Consider the following 21135-nt stretch of genomic DNA (forward strand, 5'->3'; position numbering starts at 1 on the left):
CGCGAGCGCAAGCCGGAGCGGTCAGAGCTTCGTGCGTACCCAAGAAGTGGTGATCTCGGCCAGGGCGTCCAGGCTTTCGTAGAAAGCGTGCGTCGCGCCGGGGATGACCACCACCTCCGAACCGGGCGGCAGCAGGTGCCGGCCGGCTTCGGTGATCGCCGCGAGGACCTGTTCCTGCTCGCCGGTGTCGCCGTGGATCACCAGGATCGGCACCTTCACCGCGCCGAGCAACTCCTCCTGGGTGCCGGTGGCGCCCAGCCTCGGATGCTGCCGGTTCACCACCACGTGGGTGCGCACCGCCGAGCCCTCGATGGGCAGGTGGACGTCCTCGTCGCGGTACCAGGCCTCGGTCTGTTCCGGGGAGAAGAACGGGTACGGGCGATCGCCCTGGCCCGCGCCGGTGAGCGCTCCGGTCAGCACCAGCGTCACGACGCGCGGCCGGTCCGGCGCGATCCGTAGCGCCACCGCTGAGCCGAGGCTCTGCCCGTGCAGGATCTGCCGGGTGTAACCGAGCGAGTCCAGGTGGTCCAGGGCTGCCGAGGCGTCCTGGAGCAGCTCGTCACCGTCGATCACGCCGCCGGCCGACTCGCCGAAACCGCTGAAGTCGATCCGCAGCACCGCGTGGCCGAGCTTGGCATATTCGAAAGCCAGCCGGTCGAAGCGGCCGCCGGCGCGACGGTCGGAGAGGAAGCCGTGCAGCAACAGGACGGCGGTGTCCCCGCTGCCCGGAACGAAGTCGTAGGCGAGCCGCCGGTCGAGGAAAGTCATCAGATCCCCAGGTGAGAGCGAAGAGTCGTACCTTCGTAATCTTTACGGTAGACGCCGAGCCGTTGCAGGTGGAGCCGTAGAGGGCTGGTGACGGCGAAGCGTATATCCTATCTAAAACATAGGCAATGTGTGTTTGAACATTGACGATCGTGGCTGTCCACATCGACCATGGCGATCATGTTGCGAAGACTCGCCGTCTCCACCGCGGTAGCCGTCCTCGTCGTCACCGGCTGGAACGCTCCCGCCCATGCCGACGCGCTGCCTGCCGTACCGCCGAGGGCCACCCCGATCGGCGACATCACCGGTTACCCCCGCCAGAACGTGCTCCCGGTTTGGCCGGACAACCCCGACGACGCCTCGATCCCGATCGGCGTCATCGCGTACGACGACATCGCGCCGAAGCTCAACGCCCTCCAGGCAGACAGCGACCGGGTCTCCGCCCGGGTCGCCGGAAAGTCGTCCGGCGGATACGACCTCTACGTGGTCACCGTGACCGCGCCCGAGTCCCGGTCCGAAGCCCAGAAGCAGGAACGCTGGAAGCGCCTCATCGAGGACGACCCGGTCCGGGCGCGCAGCGACAAGCAGCTGCTGCGCGACTACAAGACGCCGCTGTTCGTCAACGCCAACATCCACGGCAACGAGTGGGAGGGCACCGACGCGGCGCTGCGGGTCATCTCGGAGTACGCGTCGAGCACCGACCCCGCCGTCGCGTCGCTGCTCCAGCGCAACCGGCTGGTCTTCAACATCACGTCCAACCCGGACGGCCGGGTCGCCGGGACGCGGGCCAACAGCGCCGGTTACGACCTCAACCGCGACCTCACGATCGTCTCGCAGCCGGAGACGAACCTGATCCGGGAACTCGCCGTCGACGTCAAGCCGATCATCACGCTCGACCTGCACGGGTACGTCAGCCCCACCCTGCTGCACCCGAGCACCCCGCCGCACAACGTCAACAACGAATACGACCTCTTCATCAAGCACGCTCTGCCGAACGCTCTCGGCATCGAGCAGGGCCTCAAAGACCTTGGGTACGCGGAAACGCAGAGCGCCCGCATCCCGTTCCGTGACGACGAACCGGGTGTCTGGGACGACTTCCCGCCGATCTACGTACCGTCGTTCTCGCTGTTGCAGTCGAGCATCCCGTACACGATCGAGGCGCCGCTGAACCCGCGCGGCAACCTCACGCCCGCCGAGAAGCTGCGCCGCTCGGGCATCAACACCGACGTGCACGAGGTGGCGATCAAGAAGTCCCTGGAGTACATCCAGGCCAACCGCAACCAGGTCATCTACGACCAGGCCGAGGTGTACCGCCGGGGCTGGGCCGGCGAGCCGCAGCGCGACATCCCGGACGAGTACGTGCCCGGCTGGGGCCCCGAGGACGACTACCGCACCGTCTTCCCCCGCTCGTACGTGATCCCGGCCGGCGACCGTCAGCATTCGCCGGCCGCCGCCGCACGGCTCGTCGACCTGCTGATCGGCAGTGGCGGCCGGGTGTGGCAGGCGTCCTCGTCGTTCCGGGCGGACGGGAAGTCGTACCCGGCCGGCTCCTATGTCATCGATCTTCACCAGCCGAAACGCGGCATCGTGAACTCGCTCCTCGAACCGGGCGCCGACATCACCGACCGGGTCTCCGACCTGTACGCCGGACCGGCCGGCTGGAGTCAGGGCCTGACCTGGGGCGCGACGGTCGACACCCTGTGGGACTCGCTGCCCCGGACCCGGCTTACCCGGGTCTACGACGGGGTGGCGCGTGGCTCGTACCCGCCCGGCCGCGTCTCCTATGCGCTCGACATCCAGGACGCGACCGATCTGCGTGCCGTCAACGACCTGCTCGCCGGGGGCGCGCGGGTTTATCGGCTGGCCGACGGCTCGGTGGTCGTACCGTGGTCGCCGTCGTCGCAGGCCTTGATCAAGTCTGCTGTCCGTCAGCATGGAGTTTCCTTTGCCGCGGCGCCGAAGCGCTGGTCGGGCACGCTGCTCGACGAGGTCGTGGTCGGGTACGTCGGCGGCGTCGAGGTCCGGGACACCCTCGCGGACACCGGGTTCGCGGCGCGTGCGGTGTCGGCTTCCACGCTCGCGACGTCGCTGACCGGCGACGTGGACGTGCTGCTGGTGGCGAGCACGCTGAACCCGGCGACGCTGACCGCGGAGAACAAGGCGGCGCTCGACGCGTACCTGGCCCGTGGTGGTGGCGTGGTCGGCGTGGACACCGCCGGGCCGGCGTTCAGCACCGCGGCCGGGCTGCTCACCGCCGTCGCACACTCCGGGGCGAGCCTGGCCAGCGGCGTGGTCAACGTCGTCAACAACGGCGGGCCGGTCACATCCGGTGCGATCCCGCACTCGTTCATCGCCCAGCCGGTCTGGTACACCGGCCTCGGTGCGGACGTGACGGTCGAGCAGTCGTACGCCGCCGACCCGCTGCTGGCGGGCTGGTGGGCGCCGGCGTCCAACGGAACCGGCGGCCAGGACCAGGCGGCCGGGCAGGCCTCGATCGTGCGTAGCACGACGGCGGCGGGCAACCCGGTGGTGCTGATCGGCACCGACCCGATCTGGAGGCTGCACGCGAAGGGCCTGCAGTCCCAGCTGGGCCGGGCGCTGATCTGGGCCTCGCAGAGCTGACGCTTCGGTCACTCGGGAGAGAGGGGCACCTGACCAGGCGTCCCTCTTTCCCGGGATGCTCGGGATGCCGATTCCGATATTTGCTGGTAGACAATTATCGTGCCGGACGACTACTTCACGATCACCCGGGCGCCGGCCACCCCCGGGACGGTCCGGCTGCTCTTCAGCGGCGACCTCGACATGGGCAGCCGGGCGGACATCCAGGAGGCCCTGCGGGCCGCGGTGACCGACGCGCGGGTCCTCGAACCCGCGTCCAGCGGAGGCGCGGGTGAGGGCTCACGGATCGTCATCGACCTGCGAGGCGTCCGCTTCATCGATTCCGAGGCGATAGCCGCGATCCTCGACGGCTACGTGGCCGCCGAGGCCGTCGGCGTTGACTTCCGCCTGGCCGGAGCCCTGGGCATAGTCCGCCGCGTCTTCGACGTCATCGGCCTCCAGCACCTCTTCGAGTCCTGACCGCCGTTCACGCGCTTTCGGGTCCGGGAGCTGTCAGATCGCGGCGATCAGGCTGTCGATCATGGTCTTGATGTCGTCGCGGAGGGCGGTCACCGCGACGATCAGGCCGCCCGCGATCAGGGCTGCCAGCAGGGAGTACTCGACGGCGGTGGCGCCCTCGTCGGAGGAGGTCGCGGTGCGCAGGTACGCGATGAGGACCTTGAACTGCTCCACGAGAGGCTCCTTTTCGGTGACGACGTGTTCGGTGCGCCGCCTTGAATCGGTCGCCCGCCGTCCCGCTTGAGAATCCGGCCCCTAGTACTTCAAATACTGACGGGTCATCTTGGCGACCTTCTCGACGAGTTTGATGCCGCTCTCCTGGGACGCGTTGTCGTGGGACAGGACGGCCACCGACACGTCCACCTCGTCGGACGTGATCCGCCCGATCGAGTTGACCACCCACTTGCCGCCGTCGGCCGTCCGCGTGTCCCACCCGTTCTTCACGCTCGCCGTCTCGCCGGCCTTGGCGATCACCGGCACACCCCAGTCCTGCGCTTCGTCGACCGTGGTCATCAGATCCAGAGCGGTCTCGCGGGACTCGTCGTCGAGAGGTCCTTCCTCGTCGTCGAGCTGGGTCAGCAGCTTCACCTGATCACCGGCAGTGGTCCGGGTAAGCCCCCAGTGCACGTCGATGGCGGTCTTGGTCAAGCCGAGGCGTTTATTGCACTGGGTGACCGCCGCCTTCCCGCCGATCCGCTGGAACAGCGATGTCGTGGCGTTGTTGTCGCTGAGCCGGATCATCGGTTTCGCCAGCGACAGCTCCCGGCTCGACGGCTCCCGGTCGGCGTCCTGCGCCTTGAGCAGCATGCAGGCGAGAATGTCCGCCTTCACGATGCTGGCGGTGTCGAACTTCTCCGAACCCCGATATTGGTACGTCTCGCCGGTCTTCGCGTCGAGCACGGCGACCGAGAACTCGGGCGACGAGGCCGCCACCTTCGTCAGCGCCGCGTCGAGTTTCTTGACCCGCGCGGCCCGTTCGGCAGCGGCGAGTTCCTCGGGGCTGGGACCGGTCGGCGAGGGCGAGACAAACGCGGTCACCGACGGCGAGGAACCGGAACCCAGACCGGAATAGATCAGACCCCCGCCACCGATCATCACACCGGCCGCCACCACCGGAATCAGCAAACGACGCACCCGTGCATCCTGCCTAACTCTGCGAACCGCCCGTTCCCGGGGTCCCCGGACGAGGAACCACAGGCAGGTACGTGCGCCGGACCCAGATCGTTGAACGGCGTGTCATTGCACCGAGGCGGCTCCCCGATCCGTGGAATAGCGCAGCACCACGACGCCGCTCGGCAGCGGGGTGGCGTCGGTCAGGGTGAGGTGGTGCGGGTGGAAACCGGCCGACGCCAAGGCGATGCCGGAGCCGGCGATCACCGGGTTCAGCTTGATCACCAGCTCGTCGATGGCCGGCAGCAGCGCGCCCGCGAGGCTGCCGCCCCCGGCGAGCCAGATGTCGCGGCCGGGCTCCTGCTTGAGCTTTTCGGCGAACGCCACCGGATCGTCGGCGACGATCCGCACCGCCGGGTCCGGCGACGCGGTCATGGTGCGCGAGAACACAACCTGGCGCAGGTGCGCGTACGGGCTGGTCACGCCCTCGGCGAGGGCCGGCTCGTAGGTGCCCCGGCCCATCAGCACGGTGTCGAACGACTGGTTGGGCACGGTGATGCCGAGCGCGCCGCGGATGTGAGTGGGCACCGTCTCCGGATATCGCTCGAGCATGTACGCCATGACGTCGTCATGCAGCACGAAGAAATCCCACGACCCGTCCGGCGCGGCGATGAACCCGTCGACGGTGGCGGCGACGAAGTACACGAGCTTGCGCATCTGGTCCTCCCGACCGTTACGACTGTCGCGGTCAAAGCTACGGCGGGCGACCCGGCTGCCGCGGCGTGGCATCATGCGCGGCATGGAAATTTTGCCGGGGCTCGGAACCCCCCTGGTTCAGATCGGGGAGAGCCGTGAGGTCGTCGAGTGCAAGCTCGGCACGCCCGTTCACCCCGGGCGGCTCGACCGGGCCGTCTACCAGACCTCGCCGATGCTGGTGCTGTCGTACACCGACATCGAAACGGTCGAAATCGTGGAGATCGCGTACTCCGGGGACGGCGGTGAGGAGGCGTGGTTCGACGGTGTGCAGCTGACGTACCGGTTCCTCGACGACGTGGTGGCCGACCTCGCGGCCCGCGGGCACCGGGCCGAGCCGATCGACATCGGGTACCGCTTCGAGCCCGGCTTCGCGCTCTTCTCGGTGGGTTCGCGCAGCCCCCGCGACCTGGACCCGGCCGCCGACGAAGACGACCCGCGCCGGATCTGCGAGGGTGTGCTGGTGGCGCCGTTCGACTACTTCGACGCTCCCGACGAGGAAGAGGTCGAGCAGTACATCCGTGACCGGATCGAGGCGGCCGGGCTGAGCGGCCCGGAGGCCGAGGAGTTGCGGGACTTCCTGAAGCAGAGCTTCGGCGGCTGAAACTTTCCACCGCTGCAAGAGTTGCGGTGCGATTGCCAACGGCGGGCACCTCTCAACCGGAGGCGCGGGGGGCCGACTCCCGGGGCACGAACCCCGACGTTGGGAGCCGGCATGCCCAGCAAGACACGTACTCGCGCCAGCGAGACACGCAAGCAGATCCTCGGCGTGGCCGCCATCGTCACCGGCACCGCGGTGGCGTTCGGCGGGCTGGGCGCGTTCGCCGTCGACAGGTACACCACCGACCGGGTGTGCACCGACATGGTCAAGCTGGCGACCGGCGACGTGAAGCCGCAGACCGAGGCCGAGGCGCAGCCCGACGCGACGCAGCTGGCTGACCTGCGTGCGGAGCTGGACCGTACCCAGAGCCGGTTGCTCTTCAACGCCGACCTGCGGACGGCGGTGCGGGGCTTCTCGGCCGACATGGTCCAGGTGGAGCAGGTGGTCAACGACCTGGCCCGGTTCACCGCGGTCGCGAAGAGCGGTGAGACCACCACCGAGCAGGCCCAGGCCCAGGTCGACCTGGCGAAGAACTCGATCGCCGTGCTGCGGTCGATGGACGGCCACGTCCGTCAGGCCCAGGTCGCCTGCGGGCAGGTGCCGGTCGGCATCCCCGCGGTCCAGGAAAAGCTAAGCCTGCTGAACACCTGACAGCGCGTTGATGCCCGGGCTGCGGATACCGGTGCGCGCCGTCAGACGCCGCAAGTCGTCGATCCACGCCGGCGCCTCCGGACGGCCGTGCCGCAGGCCAAGTTCGCACTGCGCGTCAAGAATGTGCGCGTCGAGCCAGACATAGGGGTCAGCCAACCGGTTCGACCGCGTCCGCGCCTCGCTGAGCAGCGCGAACGCCTGCTCGGTGTCGCCGCGCGCCTCGGCCGCCAGCGCCAGCGAGCGCGCCGCCGTCCCCTCCCAGCAGGGATCACCGAGCCGGCACGCACGCGCGAACGCCTGCCGCGACACCCGCTCAGCGGCCTCCACGTCACCGGCCGCGAGGTGGACCTCGCCACGCAGCGCCTGCGGCCACGGCAGAAAAGCCAGCCAATGGTCACCCTGAGCGATCTCCTCCGACCTCGCGAGATGCGCGGCCGCAAGATCAAGATCATTCAGGAGCAGATGTACGCGTCCCAGCATGGACAACGCGTATGCCCCGGTACGCGGATCGTCGGCGGAGCCAGCCAGGTTGATCGCCTTTTCGAGCAGGACACCGGCTTCGGAGAACTCGCCGCGGTCGCTGTGCACAGCACCGAGGTAGGTGGTGATCCGGGCTGTGGCCGCCGGGGAACCCTCGGCCGCCGCGAGCGCGCCGGTGAGCCAGTGGTGCGCCCTGTCGTAACGGCCACGCAGGAAATCCACGTACCCAATCTCTGCTCTGGCCTGCGCCGACGCGGCCTGATCGGTCGTCGCGAGAGCGAGCCGGTCGGCTTCGTGGAGGGTCGCCAGACCCTCCTCGTCCATGCCGCGCAGCGAATGGACCAGCGCCTCGGCCAACCGGAGCCGGGCTGTCAGGCGAAGATGGTGTCTGGTGTCGGTACTCGCGGCTCGCTGGTCGTTCTTGTCCGGGAGCTGGTCGGCCAGGCGGACCGCCGCGCGCAGGGACCGGACTCCGGCGTCGACCGCGCCGGCCGCCACCGCCGCGGCGCCGGACTCCACGATCGCCTCGACCGACGCTTCGTCGGCGGGCTCGTCGGGTTCCCGGCGGATCTCGCGCATCGCCTGCTCGACAGCGATGCCGGGCAGCACGCCGAGCTCGTCGCGGAACAGCTCGGTGACCGCCGCGAACTGCCGTTTCGCTGCCACGTCGTCGCCGGCCAGCCGGTAGAGCCGGATCACCAGCGCCTGATGGTTCTCATCGAGCGGATTCATCGCGGCGGCCCGCAGGGCCAGGTCACGGGCCGCATCAAGCTCGCCCCCGGCGAGCCGGCCCAGCGCGGCCTCGTGCAGCATCGCCTCGGACGCGGCAGCGACCCGGCGCCGCTCGGAGAGCAGCCACGACTCGAACGCGGGCGCACCCCGGACCTCGATCCCGTCGAGCAGCTCCGCGCCGAGCCCCGGCAGCCGCACCGCCGACGTCCACGAGCCATAACTGAGCACGTGAACATCGACGACCGCGTCATCCGGCAGGCGCAGCGTCACCGGATCGCCGTCCACCGGCACACCCAGGCAGCGGCGGATCTCGGTGAGCCCCCAGCGCAGCGCCCGCAGCGGATCCTGTGCCCCGGGATAGAGCATCCCGGCGAGCCGGCCCCGGGTCGGCGGCCGGTCACCGAGCAGCAGACAGGCCAGCAGCGCCCAGCTCTTGCGGCTGCGCACCTGGTAACCGGCCTGGTCGACATGCGGCCGGCCGAGCAGGTGCACAGTGAGCGCCACGGGTCCTGTCAGCCTTTCGCGGTGATCGGGTAGATCTCGTCGGCGACCAGGCCGTGCGCCTTGGCGTGCACGGTGTTCGCCGCCTCGGCGTCGGGCGCGTCGACCAGGCAGAAGATCTTCCCGGCGTCCTCGTCGACCCAGTACTTCAGGTAGTTGACGCCGTACTCACCCTGGGTGGCAAGGTCTTTCTCGTGGGCGGCGGCTACGTCAGAGCCCGTCACTCCGCCTTCGACGTGGTGGATGTCCATGAACAACGGCATTGGTTCGCACTCCTTGGTGGCCCGGGCGTTTCCCGGGCTGCCTCCATCAGAGCGGGCCGGCGTTTGACGCGCCGTTTGACGGCTTTCTGATCACCGGTGCGCCTGCCCGGATGGCGCGCGGGATCTCGGCGATCTCGTCCACCCGGGCGAGCAGGCCGGTCAGAACGCCGTCGTCGCCGGGGGAGTCGAGCTCCACGGTGTAGGCGATGCCGGTCGACGTCCAGGTTGTCGTGTCGAAGGCGCCGGCGGCGGTTACGCGTACCCCAGAAAGGTGGATGCCGAGGCCCGCGGCCTCGCGGTAGAGATCGTTGAGGACGCAGCCGGCCGCGGAGAGATGAAGCAGATGGGCGCCGGTGAAGTCGGCCCGGACGGTCACGCCCGCCTCAGTCCATCGGTGCGGGAAGCGGACAGCGCCCTCGCCGGTGTCCTGAAACGAGCCGGCGCTGACTACAACCCCGAACTGATCCATCCATTCAGCTTAGACAAACTCCCGGCGGTGGCCGGCACGTCGGGGTTGGCAAGAAATCGTCGGGGTTGGCAAGAAATCGTCGGAGCAGGCAGCGATGCCGAGAGCCCACGGTGTGCCCGCGGCGACGCTCGGAGGGTGTCTTGCGCGCTGTGCACGCGCTCACCGCTCCTGCTCGCCGGGCGCGCCTGTCGCGGCGCGGTTTGCCCGTCGCGGGCTGGTTGTGGGGGCGCTGTGTCGTGGGTGGTTGGGAGCGCTGACCCCGCTGGTCGATTCGCGGAGTCGACGACGGTGTGCGGTTGCGCCATCGGACCAGCCGGAAACTCACAAGATTTAGAACGCGGGTGGTCGTTGGCGCGGCTTTGTGGCCGTTTCGTCATATTTATGGCATGCGTCACCTGTGAGTTCCGGACGGCACCGCGGACCCTGCTACCGAGACTCATGACCAAGTGGCGGGCACCGGCCACTCCACCGCAGAAAGGGCCAACGACCGCACGACCACGGCCAGCGTGTTGATTTAGGGTCCAGCGTGTTGACGTAGCTTCCGGTGTGTTGATTTAGGGTTCAAACCGCACCCAATTCCGTCACGCACACCGCGAAACGGTTGCTGCGTGTTGACTTCAGGTTCGAATCGCACCCGAAGTCAACACGCGGGGGGTCTGCATAGCGGAAACGCTGTCTGTGTGTTGACTTCAGGTTTGAATCGCACCCTAAATCAACACGCATCGGGGCTGCGGCTGGCCGCCCGGTTCGCGGGGGGCCGGGGGCCCCTTTCGTTGCTCGCGTGTCGTGCCCGCGGGCATCCGGGGCAGATCTTGGTGACTGGCGGTGCTTGGAGGCCCCAGCATGTTCCACACATCGGCGGTCGGCCTGTCTCGTCGTAACCGTGCGTGACACTCCGCCGCCAGGGTCTCCGAGAATCGCGGAAGGGCCGGTTCGTGCCACTTGGCGGGACGCTGGGCGCCGGCGTGAGGGGCGCCGGCGTGAGGGGCGCCGGCGTGAGGGGCGCCGGCTTGCGGGGCGCTGCTTGCGGGGCGCCGGCGTGAGGGGCGCTGCTTGCGGGGCGTTGCTTGCGGGGCGCTGGTCCGGGCCCATCCGGCGCCACAGGGCGGTGCCGGATGGGCCCGAGCCGCCGACCGCAAGCCCTCGCGATCGTTGCCGAGGCGTCCGTTGCCTGATCGCCACGCTGGACGGTCTGGGCCGGACCGGCCCGATCGTGGTGGCCGGCAGCCTGCTCACCGACGACACCCCGGTCCGCGACGGACTGCTCGGCGTCCTCCGGGCGCGCGGCACGTTTCCGCTGATCAGCCGCGATCCGGCGGTCGCGGCGGCCTGGCTGGCCCGGCCCGGCCGGTCCGCGGCCACGCACGCCGCCATGCACGCCGCCATGCACGCCGCCATGCACGCCGCCATGCACGCCGCCACGCGCGCCGCCACGCGCGCCGCCATGCACGCCGCCATGCTGGGCGCCGGATGACGTCACGGATTGTCGCGCGGCGATTACCATCGATGGAGCGCGGGCCGCTTCGCGCGTCGGGGATGAGGGTTGCCTTGGTGACACGGTTCGAGGTCGGCGTCGGCTCCAGGGTTCTCGCGGTTCAGGTGTCCGGCGCATCCGACGGGATTCCGGTGTTCCTGCTGCACGGCACCCCCGGCTCGGGCTCCGGTCCTCGTCCCCGCAGCAGCGTGCTCTACCGGCAGGGCATTCAGTTGATCAGTTACGACCGCCCGGGTTACGGCGGCTCCACCCGGTTGCCGAACCGGCGGGTCATCGACGCCGCCACCGACGTGCGGGCCATCGCCGACCGGCTGGAGATCAAGCGGTTCGCCGTGGTGGGCCGCTCCGGCGGCGGCCCGCACGCGCTGGCATGCGCCGCCGTGCTGCCGCACCGGGTCGCCCGGGCCGCTGTCCTGGTCGGACTCGCGCCCTGGGAGGCGGCCGACCTCAATTGGTACGAGGGCATGGCCGACGAGAACGCCAGCAAGCACGTCGCGGCCGACCGCGGCACCGCGGAGATGATGCACGAGCTGCGAGCACTGGCCGAGCAGACCGCCGCCGACCCGAAAAGCCTCCTGGAAGAGCTGCGTTCCCAGATGTCCGCGCCCGACCTGCGGTTCATGCAGAGCGTGCTGTACCGGCGTCTGCTGGTGAAGAGCTACGCGGACGCGCTGCGCGACGGGCCGTACGGCTGGCTCGACGACATCGTGGCGTTCCGCCGCGAGTGGGGCTTCGCCCTGGACACGATCGTGCCGCCGGTCCGGCTCTGGCACGGCGCGCACGACACGTTCTCGCCGGCCAGCCACAGCCGATGGCTGGCGCAGCGGATACCGCGGTCGGAGGTGCACGTGCAGCACGACGCGGCCCACTTCGGGGCCATGGAGGTGCTGCCGAGGATCCTCAGCTGGCTCGCGGCCTGAGGCCGGTCACGGAGAATCCGGGCCGGCTGGTAGCTGCCGTGCCTCGGCGGCGAACGCCTCGAGCTCGCCGCAGAGCTGCAGCAGATGGTCGACGCTGTGCAGATGGACGATGGCGGCGTTGCGCAGGCGGGTCGCCCGGTTCGCGTTGGGCACACCCCGGGCCAGCTCCTGATGCCCGGTGGACATGATCTGCCGCTGATGCCGGAGCGCGTTCTCCAGTTCGTTCCAGATCCGTTCGAACCGGGCCGACTCCTCGGTCGGCTCACCGTTGCGGACGCGTTCGCTGAGCAGCGCGCGCAGATGGTTGCCGTCGATCCGCAGCGGCGTCACCACCCGCTCGTAGAAGAGCCACTGCTGGCTGTCCATGTGAGCCTGGAGCAGATGGGCCGACTCCAGAGCACGCGCCGGATCGGCGAGTCTGCCGTTGACCACCCGGGCCGCTTCCACGAAGGCGTTCGTCGAGGCGCTCACCTCCTGGACCAGGTCCTGGACGTAGTCGCTGGTGATGCGTACCGAGGCGGTCAGCTGTTCGAGCGCCGCATCGTACCGGGTCTCCAGCCGGACCCGCTCCAGCTCCTTCACCTGGTACTCGGCCAGCCGCGCGATGATCACCAGAGCCAGTGGCAGCGCCAGCAGCCCGCAGATCAGCTCGGCCAGGATGTTCGTGACGAACTGCAGGCTGCCCCACCGGTTCTGCACATCCGCCGTGATCGCCAGGATCACCGCGACGCCGCCGAGACCCCACACCCAGTACGTGAACCGGCGCAGCACCGGCGGCGCGGTACGCCACGCCGAGGAGATCAGCGACGGGATGGTGCTCTCGGTGTTCTCCCTGACCGCCATGGGTGCCGTCCCTAGAACTGGTGGGGGTCGATGATCCGGTACAGGTACCGGCGCCGGTCGAGACCGCTGACGATCGGATGCGTTCCGCCGAGCCGGAGGACGACCCGCTCGCGAAGCGCGGCGAGCCGGTCGTCGGCGCTCTCGATGCCGAGCACCTCCTCGATGAGGGCGAGGTTCGCCTCGTGCCGGAAGGTGTTCGGGTGCTCGGGCCCGAACACCCGCCGGATGTCGCCGGCGATCGCCAGCAGGGTCTCGCGTGCCGTCTCCGGCCCGGTGCCGCCCTCGGCCTCCTCGGCCTCGCAGATCGCCAGGTTCATCTGCGCCGACAGCGTGTACGGGTGGTCCGGCCGCAGCACCTCGATCATCTCCGGGACCGTGGGCCGGATCCACGCCCGGGATTTCGGCAGGTCGCCGAGCCTGCGTTCGGCGATGGCCAGGTCGTTGCGGCACACGAGCGTGTACGGGTGCCGGTCGCCGAGCGTGCGCTTCCAGAACGTGTGGATCTCCAGCAGCTCGGACACCGCCTGCGCGCCCTCCCCGGCGCTGTGCAGGGTGAGCGCACGGCTGAACCGGCAGCTCACCGTCTCCGGGTTCTTGTCGCCGAACAGCAGTAGGAGCCGGTCGTACGCCTCGTGGTGCAGCTGGAGCGCCTCGTCGATCCGGCCGATGCTGCGCAACGAGACCGCGTAGTTCGACTTCGTCGTGAGCGTCGACCGGGAATCCGGCCCGCGGGTCTCCAGCAGATCGTCGAGGGTCTGCTTGAGCAGGGCGGCGGACCGGTCGAAGTCGCCCGCGTCGCGCCAGTCCCGGGCCAGGCAGGCGGCCGTGCCGAGGGTCCAGAGATTGGTCTCGCCGTTGACCTCACGGCGGCGCAGCCACGCCTCCTCGTCGTGCTGGCCGGCCAGCTGGAACTGGCCCATCATCCGGTAGGAGACCGCGAGATTGTTCTGCGCGGCGAGGGTACGCGGGAAGTTGTCGCCGTACTGGTCCTGCCAGGCGCGATAGGTGACCTTGTCGATCTCGAGCGACTCGGGGTAACGGCCCAGACCGCGCAGGTCGGCCGCGTAACTGCCACGGGTCATCAGGGTGTGCGGATGGTCCGGGCCCAGCAGCCGTTCCTGCTCGGCCAGCACCCGCTCGTCCAGTTCGTGGGAGGCCGTGAACTCACCGAGGTCGCGCAGCAGGTTGGCCAGGTTGAACTGGAGCTGGAGCAGCTGCTGGAGCAGCACGCCGGCCTGTTCCGGGTCGGTGGTGGCGTCCAGCTGCTCCTGCCAGATCCGGCTGACCCGCTCGGCCGGGCCCCGGCCGGTCACCGGGTCACCCTGGACGTAGTAGTACCGGATGCGGTCGACGACCAGCCGGCGTACCGACTCGTCGGTGCTGTTCACCGCGTCCGAGGCCTCCAGGTGCGGCCAGAGCATGCGGAAACGCGGCCAGTGCTCCGGTTCCTCGACCTCGCCCTCGGGGCGTGCCTTGGCGAGCACCTGATGCACCTGCCGCCGGGCCTCGGCCCGCTCCTCGTCGGTCATCCGGTCCCGGACGGCGTCCTGCACCACCTGGTGGATCAGGATCTGGCCGCTGCGGTCGGCGTTGCCCGGAGAGCTGGGCCGCTGGTCCAGCCGGAGCAGCGCCAGCCGGTTGATCTGCTGGACCAGCGCGCCGCGCAGCATCCGCTCGGAGACGGCCGAGTTGTGCGGCTTGAGGAATTCCGCCATCTGGTCGCTGTAGACCAGATCGAGCGAGATCTCCGGCGCCAGCACGCTGCACAGCTGGAAGAGCCGGTACGCCGCCCGGTCCCGTTCCCGCAGCCGGTTCAGCGACAGGTCCCAGGTCCGTGCGATGGGCCGGCCGGCGGTGTCGACGAGCGCGGCGCTCGGTCCCTCCGCCTGGATCAGTTCGAGGTACTGCTCGACCGGGGTGTTCGACTCGTCGAGCAGGGCGGCGGCCGCGGCGATCGCGATCGGAAGATCGTCGAGCTGTTCCGCGACGAGGCCGGCGTCGTGCTCCTCGATGCCCCGGACCCGCTGCATCAGGTGATCGATGCTCTCGGCCCGGGTGAAGACGTCGACCTGCACCGGCTGGGTCTGATCGCCCCAGGCGATGTTCCGCGAGGTGATCAGGACGTGCGCGGTCCCGTGCGGCAGGTAGTCGAGGATCGCGTCGGGCTCCTCGGCGTTGTCCAGGATCAGCAGATAGCGTCGCTTGTCCCGGCTGAGCTCCTGGACGACGGCCCGGGCGAACTCCCGGCCGGGCTGCTCGGACTGCAGGTGCAGCCGCCCGCCGAGCTCACGCAAGGCGTTCTGCAGATTCTCCTCGGTGTCGGCCTTCAACCAGGCCACCACGTCGTACGCGGCGCGGTACCGGTGTGCGTACTCCAGGGCCATCTGGGTCTTGCCGACGCCGCCCATGCCCTGGAGGCTGACCGCCTGGGTGCCGAAGAGCACCACGGCCGTCCCGGAGCGCAGCCGCCCGCGCAGGTCGCGCAGCCCGGCTTCGCGCCCGGTGAAACGGGCGTTGCGGGCCGGCAGGTTCACCACCAGGTCGGGCTCCTCGCCGGGGTACCGCGGCGAGCCGGCCAGCACGACGTCCAGATCGACGGCGGGCCGGCCGATCAGCTTCAGGATCTCCTCGGCCGCGGCGCTGCCGCCGAGCCCGGCGACGAACGCCGAGTTGGCCGCCGGGATGCTCCGCCACGGGGTGATGTCGGCCGTGTAGATCGCCCGCAGTCCCGGATCAGGGGTGAGCGCGCCCGCCGCGCCGGTGAAGTAGTCGGCGCCCTCGGCCCTGGAGATGATCTTCAGGTGCTGGGCGTTCAGCGGCGAGTCCTTCTCCCCGCCGTCGTCGTCCGGAGCGTGCACGACCCGGAGCCCCGCGGCGAGCAGGACGTGTTCCACCCACTCCAGCCACACCTGGTCGAGACCGGAGCCGGAGAGCAGCACGGTGTCGGCCTCGGAGAACGGCTTACGCTCGAACCGCGTGATGATCTGCTGGCGCAGGCTCGCGTTCATCGGCGGCAGCGTGGTGACCCGCCCCTCGGTGATGTGCGAGGCCAGCGCCTCGTACGCGCTGAGCAGCGTCCCGCGGGCGCCCGGCGCGTCACCGAAGGTCGCCAGCGTCTCCTCGTACGCGTAATACGCCTGGTACGGCACCTCGACACCGTGCCAGTACGCCCGCCGCCGCCCCTCGTCGAGACCGTTCGGCAGGTCGGCGAATTCCCGCATCGCGACCGTGCGCCCGATGTCGGCCTTACGCTTCTCGGCCGGGTCCACCCGCATCGGCACGGGCAGCACCCGGATGTTGCGGGGGCTGTGCAGCTGCCGTGCCATCCGGGCCGCACCCTCGATGCCCTGCTCGCTGAAGGTGAAGCAGTCCACCAGCACGTCCGGCAGGTGCCCGGTGCAGATCCCGGCGATGTCGCTGTGCCCGGTCCGGCTGTCGATCAGCGTGAAGTCGTAGCGATCCTTCATGTCGGCGCGCATCGCGTCGAAGAACCGGCCACCGCCCCGATCCTCGTAGAACTCGTCCCACTTGATCTGGCTCAGCCCGCCGTCGTACGCCGGGTTCTGCCGGCCGGCGGAGAGGAAGTCGAGGGTGCCGCCGTCCTGGAAGTGCTCCCACTCCAGCGAGAAGGAGTGCTGCTGGACGCTGGCGTAACCGCCGAGCAGGGCGGGATCCCAGTTCTCCTCGGACGAGTCCCACTCGTACCGGTTGATCATGTCGACGACGCCGCCGGTGCTGGCCAGGAATCGCAGGTCCATGAAGGGCGCGAAGTATCGGTGCAGGCCGGGTGACTCGAGGTCCCAGTCGACGGCGAGGACCCGGTGGCCGTTCGCCGCAAGGATCCAGGCGATGTTGGCCAGGGCCATCGTGCGGCCGGTGCCGCCCTTGTAGGAGTAGAACGTGACGACCTGTCCGTTGCGCCCTCTGCTCATGGCAAGTCCTCCCACGGTCCTCGCGAACGCCTGCTGCGAAGGAAGTTCCGGCGGGCCTTGGTGACCGCCTCGTCGATGGCTCGCTGAAGTTCCGGTGCGTCCCGGGCGATCTGCACGCCGTTGCGCGTCATGGCTCTGGCCCGGGCGGCCAGATCGTGTGCCCGGACGGCGCCCTCCGGGCGGATCACCATCACCACGGTCATCCACGGCGGCATGTCCCGGAGGATCCGTTCGGTGATCGAGCGGGCGTTCGGATCGTCGAGCACCGCGGAGTCGAGCAGCAGGACACCGGCCGACTCGTGGAACCCGTTGGCGGTGCCCGGCGCCGCCGGGGCGAGCACGATCTCGGGCAGCAGCGACAGCCGCTGTGCGGCGTGCCGGGCATGGTCGGTCACCCAGCCCGTGTCGGTGCCGAACGGCGACCAGTCGACGCCGCGCCCGTGCGGCCGGACCACCGTGATCAGGAATCGTGCCGCCGGTGACCGGGCGGGCATCGGCAGCGCCGGCCGGCTGCGGATCCAGAGCGGCACCTGGTCGGGGTCCTCGGCGGCGGACACCACGCGGTCCGCAAGCTCCTCGATGATCTGCCGCAGCTCCGCGGTGTACGCGCTGAGCCGGCAGATCGAGACCATCCCGTACTCCGCGTACTCCTGGACCGAGGCACCCAGCGAGGTGGCCTGGGCGAGGCCGTTGACCCGGCGTGCCGGGAGGTGCGGCTCCCAGAGGACCGGGTGCACGAAGGGCGGCTCGTCGGAGTCGTTGAGACGGTGCAGCCGGTTGCCGAAGTCGGCCGGTGGCTCGTGCAGGAACTCCCGGCTGTAGAGCGGGACGAGCACCCGGACCTGGGGGATTCCGGTCTCCAGCGCCCGGCGGGCGTCGCCGGCGGTGGGGAAGTAGATCGAGCCGCGGCGCAGGCCGTGCGGCGGGTCGGCGCGGCGCTGAACCTCAAGGTCGAGCCGGTGATAGAACCCCTCGACCCACTGGTTCGGGACCGACGTGCGCGCATGGATCAGCGCGAAGTACAGGTCGGGCGCCGGCACGGTCGGTATCCGATCAAGGAGCCCGGAGGCCGGGCAGGTTTTCCTCAATGCGCACGTTCGCTCCGATCCCCGATCCAGTTACGACCCGGAGTTCAGCGTAATCGCCCGGTTCCACTGTGTCACCGACGGAGATCGATGCTCAGCTGCGATTGCTGGTGAACCATTCCTCGGCCTGATCCACCGCCGGCACCAGCGGGACCAGATGAGCCTCCGCGTCACCCACCCGGCCGGTGGTCGCCCAGGGCTGCCGGAGAAGATCACGTCCCGCCTCGCCGAAGTCGCTGTCGTCGAGCTTCAGCGCCTCGAACCGCTCTATCCGGCGCTGACCGTTCTCGGTCACGAAGCAGGAGTACTCCATGATCTTCGCGGGCTGCGGAAGCCGGTACTCGGCGAGGTGCAGCGCCGTGCACTTCTCCATGCCGATGCCGAGCAGCAGAATCGAGGCCTCGGCCTGGTAGAGCGCACCCAGCGGCGACCGCTCACCAAGGTGGCAGTCGAGATCATGCGTCGTGACGATGGCCGACGCCGCGGGTCCGAGCGCGGCGAAGGACGTCTGCGGGTGCGCGCTGCGCAGCGCTCCGGGATGTGACCGGACATGCTCAGCGAACACACCGACTCCGTACGACGCCGTGGTGGCCGGATCGAAGCCCGGCATGCCGTCCTCGTAACGGGCGCGCTCGTCCGCGGTCATGCCGGCCGTCGCAGCCCGGTACACCGGGCTGGTCAGGGAGTTGTTCGGGGTATGGGTGGGCACCACGACCGTCCCCTCGGAGCCGGACACCTCACGGATCGCGGCGAGCAGCGTGGACACGCCACCGTCGATCCAGCCGATCCGGCGCATCGAGCAGTGCACCAGCACCGGACCGCCCTCGGCGAGGCCGAGGGCGCTCAGGTCGGCGACGAGATTGTCCTGGGTGACGGCCCGCCCGCTCACGAGTCCCAGGACTCCACGGCGTCGGCCATCCGGTCGACGAAATCCACCCCGAGCGGCGTCAGCGCGTTCGAACGGCGGAGCGCGGCGGTCGCGTCGACGGTCCAGCCGTGGTGTTTCGCGTACATCTCGGGGGCTCGCGGGTCGCTGCCGATGCGCCGCCGCCACACGTCGGCGACCGCGGCATGGGCATGAACGCGAGGCAGGACGGCCTCGACAGGGCTGGGCTCGGGTTGCCAGCCGACGGTGATCCGGGCGCCCGGCTCGCTGTCGTACAGGTCGCAGAGGTCGAGCAGCGCGTTCACCTTGGCCTGCTGGAACTCTTCGACGAGCAGGATCGCGAGTTCGGCCGGACCGGTCAGGGCGGCGGCCACCGACCCGAACGCGTCGGCGGCGGTGTCCGCCCGCGGCGTACCGGCCGGGTCCTGTCGCAGCGGTGTGATCACCCGGAGGGCGGTACGCATCGCCGGCGCGTACTCCGGCAGCTCGGTGACGATGAGCCGCCACGCCTCGGCCAGCGTGTCACGCCACTGCCCGGCGGTGTGCTCGTCGAGCGGGGCCGCCGGTGTCCAGCCGTGGCAGTCACGCGCGGGGTCGCTGTCCTCGAGGCGGACACCCCAGCCGCCGAGGGTGAGGTGCCGTGCCGGCCGCCAGACCGCTGTCGCGCCCGGCTGGGCCAGGTCGACGGTGATCACCCGGTCGGGTCCGCTGAGCCACAGCTTTCCCTGGTCCACCGAGATCCGGGCGGGCGCGGTCACCTCGTCCGGCCAGTACAGGGTGCCGGCGGTGGGCAGCACGACCACCCCGCGCTCGATGCGCACGTCGGTCTCGACCGGCACGCCCGCATGCACCGCCGCGGCGGCGGCGAGACCGCCGACATAGGACAGCCGCTCGGGCTCGGCGCCGGCGCGGAGCAGGCCGACGGCCCAGGCGCGAACGTACGGATGGGCCAGCACGCGGCGCACCGCTGCCGGGTCGGCGTTCTCCACCTCGACGAGCGCGTCCCAGCCGGCAGCGGGACCATGCTGGTCGATCGCCGCGGACACCAGCGCACGGGTGACGGCCAGCTGTTGCTCGGCGAGCCAGCTGATCGTCGCCTCGTCACCGAAGCCGGAGGCGATCTGGGCCACCAGGCCCGTGAGCACCGCGCTGGTGTCCTCCGGTTTGACGCCCGCGCCGTGCAGCCGGCTCTCCTCGTTGGTCCGATCGATCAGGACACGCAGGTCGGCGCAGTACGCGGACGGATTGTCGAATCCGGAGCCGGTGCGGAAACGGTGGGCGTACAGGCCGCCGGCGCACTGCTGCAGGACGGGGCACTCCCGGCAGATGGCACTGAGGTCGCGGACGCCGTTCTGCCGCAGTGCGATCGGGGCGAGCCGGGAGACGTCGTCGACCGTGTGGGTCAGCACGCTCAGCCCGGTCGCCGGCGCGCCGTCGTACGCGGTCTTCACCGAGTCGGCCTGCTCGTACTGCCCGTCGGTCTCGATGACGACCATGTCGACGGAGTCCGCGCCGAGCTGCTCGCTGCCGCTGGGCCCGCCGTTCGCGGTGGAGTGCAGCCCGTCGAAGAGCCGGATCCGCATCGGCCGGCCGTCGGCAAGCCAGCGCCGGTGAATGGCGGAGAGCCACGTCGCGTACGGCGTGGGGTCGTCGCCGAGCCGTAACGGCGGGCTGTCCCAGGTGGCGTGCGGAAGCAGGAAATCAACCTGCGGTGGCCGCTCGGCGAGCAGCGCCTCGTAAACCCGTTCGGGGGAATTGCGGATGTCGATGGTGCAGAGGATGCCGGCGAACAGTTCCCGGTAGTCCGGGCTTCGCAGCAACGTCAGCGCGGCACGTACCTGGTCGAAACTGCCGGCGCCGTTGGCGAAACGGCGGTGCCGGTCGTTGGCGGCACGGTACCCGTCGAGCGAGACACCCACCCGGACGCCGTGCTTCCGGAGGACGTCACCCATCTCCGGGTTGAAACGCACGCCGTTCGTCTGCATCATCAGAGTGAGCCGGGTCACCGCCTCGATCGGCGCGCGGACCTGACTCAGCAGCTCGTCCATCCGGGCGGGCCCGAGAAGCAGGGGCTCACCGCCATGCAGCACGACCCGGACCTGTGGGAGCCGCCACGCGGCGGCATGCTCGGCGATCCGGCGGGCGGCGGCCCGGGCGATGTCCCGCGACATCGCCTTCGGTTTCGTCCGCCAGCTCTGGTCGGCGTGCTCGTACACATAACAGTGATCGCACGAGAGGTCGCACCGGCCGTGAACCTTGAGGATGAACTGGCTCAGCGGATGAGGTTCGCCGCCGGGCCCGTCACCCGCCGGGCCGGGCATGTCAGTGTGCGGACTGGAAAGCGTTGACGTCCAGCCGTCGGAGGAGCGACTCTTTGTCCACGATTCGCCGCACGACCCGGTCGGCCTGCTCGGCCCGGATCTCCCGCAGCGGAGTCTCCTTGATGATGGCCAGCGGCCCGACCAGAGTGTCCATGGTCGCGACTTCGGTGTTCACGATATCTCCAGGTCGTATCAGGTTTCGAGGTCTCGC

General features: G+C 69.9%; 19 protein-coding genes. 6 read left to right on the plus strand and 13 right to left on the minus strand.

All coding sequences use genetic code 11. From position 1 onward, the window contains the following. Window positions 1-21: 21 nt before the first annotated feature. Window positions 22-768, minus strand: a complete 747-nt coding sequence (locus ACQP2E_RS11560) for an alpha/beta hydrolase (RefSeq protein ID WP_433830709.1) — start codon at window positions 766-768, stop codon at window positions 22-24. Window positions 769-945: 177 nt separating this feature from the next. Here ACQP2E_RS11560 and ACQP2E_RS11565 point away from each other — a divergent pair, with 177 nt between their 5' ends. Both ACQP2E_RS11565 and ACQP2E_RS11570 read left to right on the plus strand, forming a co-directional pair. Continuing rightward, window positions 946-3387 (plus strand): M14 family zinc carboxypeptidase, encoded by a 2442-nt coding sequence (locus ACQP2E_RS11565; RefSeq protein ID WP_433830711.1) that lies wholly within the window; start codon window positions 946-948, stop codon window positions 3385-3387. Window positions 3388-3486: 99 nt separating this feature from the next. Continuing rightward, entirely contained in the window at window positions 3487-3843 is a 357-nt protein-coding gene (locus ACQP2E_RS11570; RefSeq protein ID WP_433830713.1) for an STAS domain-containing protein, read from the plus strand. Window positions 3844-3876: 33 nt separating this feature from the next. Here the strand turns inward: ACQP2E_RS11570 and ACQP2E_RS11575 are convergent, their stop codons facing one another. The 3 genes from ACQP2E_RS11575 to ACQP2E_RS11585 form a co-directional block, all read right to left on the minus strand. Further along, window positions 3877-4056, minus strand: a complete 180-nt coding sequence (locus ACQP2E_RS11575; protein WP_433830715.1) for a Flp family type IVb pilin — start codon at window positions 4054-4056, stop codon at window positions 3877-3879. A gap of 81 nt (window positions 4057-4137) precedes the next feature. Beyond that, window positions 4138-5016 (minus strand): serine hydrolase, encoded by an 879-nt coding sequence (locus ACQP2E_RS11580; protein ID WP_433830717.1) that lies wholly within the window; start codon window positions 5014-5016, stop codon window positions 4138-4140. A 102-nt stretch (window positions 5017-5118) separates the two neighbouring features. After that, window positions 5119-5709 carry a dihydrofolate reductase family protein gene (locus ACQP2E_RS11585; RefSeq protein ID WP_433830719.1) on the minus strand — a complete coding sequence of 197 codons (591 nt, stop codon included), beginning with the start codon at window positions 5707-5709 and terminating at the stop codon, window positions 5119-5121. Between the two features lie 82 nt (window positions 5710-5791). On the opposite strand from ACQP2E_RS11585, the gene ACQP2E_RS11590 reads away from it, so the two are divergent. Together ACQP2E_RS11590 and ACQP2E_RS11595 are read left to right on the plus strand one after the other, a co-directional pair. Then, entirely contained in the window at window positions 5792-6349 is a 558-nt protein-coding gene (locus tag ACQP2E_RS11590) for a hypothetical protein (RefSeq protein ID WP_433830721.1), read from the plus strand. Between the two features lie 111 nt (window positions 6350-6460). Next, a complete protein-coding gene (locus ACQP2E_RS11595) occupies window positions 6461-6997 on the plus strand; it encodes a hypothetical protein (RefSeq protein ID WP_433830723.1) in 537 nt (178 codons plus the stop codon). Here ACQP2E_RS11595 and ACQP2E_RS11600 read toward each other — a convergent pair. From ACQP2E_RS11600 to ACQP2E_RS11610, 3 genes are read right to left on the minus strand one after another with little or no spacing between them, the layout of a single operon-like run. Further along, window positions 6977-8713, minus strand: coding sequence for a tetratricopeptide repeat protein (locus tag ACQP2E_RS11600; RefSeq protein ID WP_433830725.1), 1737 nt, complete (start codon window positions 8711-8713; stop codon window positions 6977-6979). The two genes, ACQP2E_RS11595 and ACQP2E_RS11600, sit on opposite strands and share 21 nt — an antisense overlap. Before the next feature lie 8 nt (window positions 8714-8721). Beyond that, the gene (locus ACQP2E_RS11605) at window positions 8722-8973 is read right to left on the minus strand and encodes a DUF4242 domain-containing protein (RefSeq protein WP_433830727.1); all 252 of its coding nucleotides are present in this window, start codon (window positions 8971-8973) and stop codon (window positions 8722-8724) included. Window positions 8974-9019: 46 nt separating this feature from the next. Then, entirely contained in the window at window positions 9020-9442 is a 423-nt protein-coding gene (locus ACQP2E_RS11610) for an OsmC family protein (protein ID WP_433830729.1), read from the minus strand. Between the two features lie 1108 nt (window positions 9443-10550). On the opposite strand from ACQP2E_RS11610, the gene ACQP2E_RS11615 reads away from it, so the two are divergent. Together ACQP2E_RS11615 and ACQP2E_RS11620 are read left to right on the plus strand one after the other, a co-directional pair. Beyond that, window positions 10551-10916, plus strand: a complete 366-nt coding sequence (locus ACQP2E_RS11615) for a hypothetical protein (RefSeq protein ID WP_433830731.1) — start codon at window positions 10551-10553, stop codon at window positions 10914-10916. A 62-nt stretch (window positions 10917-10978) separates the two neighbouring features. After that, a complete protein-coding gene (locus ACQP2E_RS11620) occupies window positions 10979-11857 on the plus strand; it encodes an alpha/beta fold hydrolase (protein ID WP_433830733.1) in 879 nt (292 codons plus the stop codon). Between the two features lie 6 nt (window positions 11858-11863). Here ACQP2E_RS11620 and ACQP2E_RS11625 read toward each other — a convergent pair whose 3' ends face one another. From ACQP2E_RS11625 to ACQP2E_RS11650, 6 genes are all read right to left on the minus strand, one after another. Continuing rightward, on the minus strand, window positions 11864-12700 hold the full coding sequence (locus tag ACQP2E_RS11625) for a hypothetical protein (RefSeq protein WP_433830735.1): 837 nt from the start codon (window positions 12698-12700) through the stop codon (window positions 11864-11866). An 11-nt stretch (window positions 12701-12711) separates the two neighbouring features. Continuing rightward, the gene (gene fxsT, locus ACQP2E_RS11630) at window positions 12712-16632 is read right to left on the minus strand and encodes an FxSxx-COOH system tetratricopeptide repeat protein (RefSeq protein ID WP_433830737.1); all 3921 of its coding nucleotides are present in this window, start codon (window positions 16630-16632) and stop codon (window positions 12712-12714) included. After that, window positions 16629-17672: a hypothetical protein gene (locus ACQP2E_RS11635; protein WP_433830739.1), complete on the minus strand. Its 1044-nt coding sequence runs from the start codon at window positions 17670-17672 to the stop codon at window positions 16629-16631. Before ACQP2E_RS11635 ends, fxsT begins: the two co-directional genes overlap by 4 nt. A gap of 139 nt (window positions 17673-17811) precedes the next feature. After that, on the minus strand, window positions 17812-18606 hold the full coding sequence (locus ACQP2E_RS11640) for an aminoglycoside N(3)-acetyltransferase (protein ID WP_433830741.1): 795 nt from the start codon (window positions 18604-18606) through the stop codon (window positions 17812-17814). Continuing rightward, on the minus strand, window positions 18603-20924 hold the full coding sequence (locus ACQP2E_RS11645) for an FxsB family cyclophane-forming radical SAM/SPASM peptide maturase (protein WP_433830743.1): 2322 nt from the start codon (window positions 20922-20924) through the stop codon (window positions 18603-18605). The genes ACQP2E_RS11640 and ACQP2E_RS11645 overlap by 4 nt, the downstream gene beginning before the upstream one ends. Before the next feature lies 1 nt (window position 20925). Then, complete coding sequence (locus tag ACQP2E_RS11650) at window positions 20926-21099, minus strand: hypothetical protein (protein ID WP_433830745.1); 174 nt, start codon at window positions 21097-21099, stop codon at window positions 20926-20928. Window positions 21100-21135: the final 36 nt, after the last annotated feature.

Origin of the sequence: Actinoplanes sp. CA-015351 (assembly GCF_050955685.1) — a bacterium.
Taxonomy (GTDB): Bacteria; Actinomycetota; Actinomycetes; order Mycobacteriales; family Micromonosporaceae; genus Actinoplanes.

Bases quoted from the DNA above. Each gene is read 5' to 3' on its own strand.
- ACQP2E_RS11560 (WP_433830709.1), bottom strand. From the start codon at position 768: ATGACTTTCCTCGACCGGCGGCTCGCCTACGACTTCGTTCCGGGCAGC.
- ACQP2E_RS11565 (WP_433830711.1), top strand. From the start codon at position 946: ATGTTGCGAAGACTCGCCGTCTCCACCGCGGTAGCCGTCCTCGTCGTC.
- ACQP2E_RS11585 (WP_433830719.1), bottom strand. From the start codon at position 5,709: ATGCGCAAGCTCGTGTACTTCGTCGCCGCCACCGTCGACGGGTTCATC.
- ACQP2E_RS11590 (WP_433830721.1), top strand. From the start codon at position 5,792: ATGGAAATTTTGCCGGGGCTCGGAACCCCCCTGGTTCAGATCGGGGAG.
- ACQP2E_RS11595 (WP_433830723.1), top strand. From the start codon at position 6,461: ATGCCCAGCAAGACACGTACTCGCGCCAGCGAGACACGCAAGCAGATC.
- ACQP2E_RS11605 (WP_433830727.1), bottom strand. From the start codon at position 8,973: ATGCCGTTGTTCATGGACATCCACCACGTCGAAGGCGGAGTGACGGGC.
- ACQP2E_RS11610 (WP_433830729.1), bottom strand. From the start codon at position 9,442: ATGGATCAGTTCGGGGTTGTAGTCAGCGCCGGCTCGTTTCAGGACACC.
- ACQP2E_RS11620 (WP_433830733.1), top strand. From the start codon at position 10,979: ATGAGGGTTGCCTTGGTGACACGGTTCGAGGTCGGCGTCGGCTCCAGG.
- ACQP2E_RS11625 (WP_433830735.1), bottom strand. From the start codon at position 12,700: ATGGCGGTCAGGGAGAACACCGAGAGCACCATCCCGTCGCTGATCTCC.
- fxsT (WP_433830737.1), bottom strand. From the start codon at position 16,632: ATGAGCAGAGGGCGCAACGGACAGGTCGTCACGTTCTACTCCTACAAG.
- ACQP2E_RS11645 (WP_433830743.1), bottom strand. From the start codon at position 20,924: ATGCCCGGCCCGGCGGGTGACGGGCCCGGCGGCGAACCTCATCCGCTG.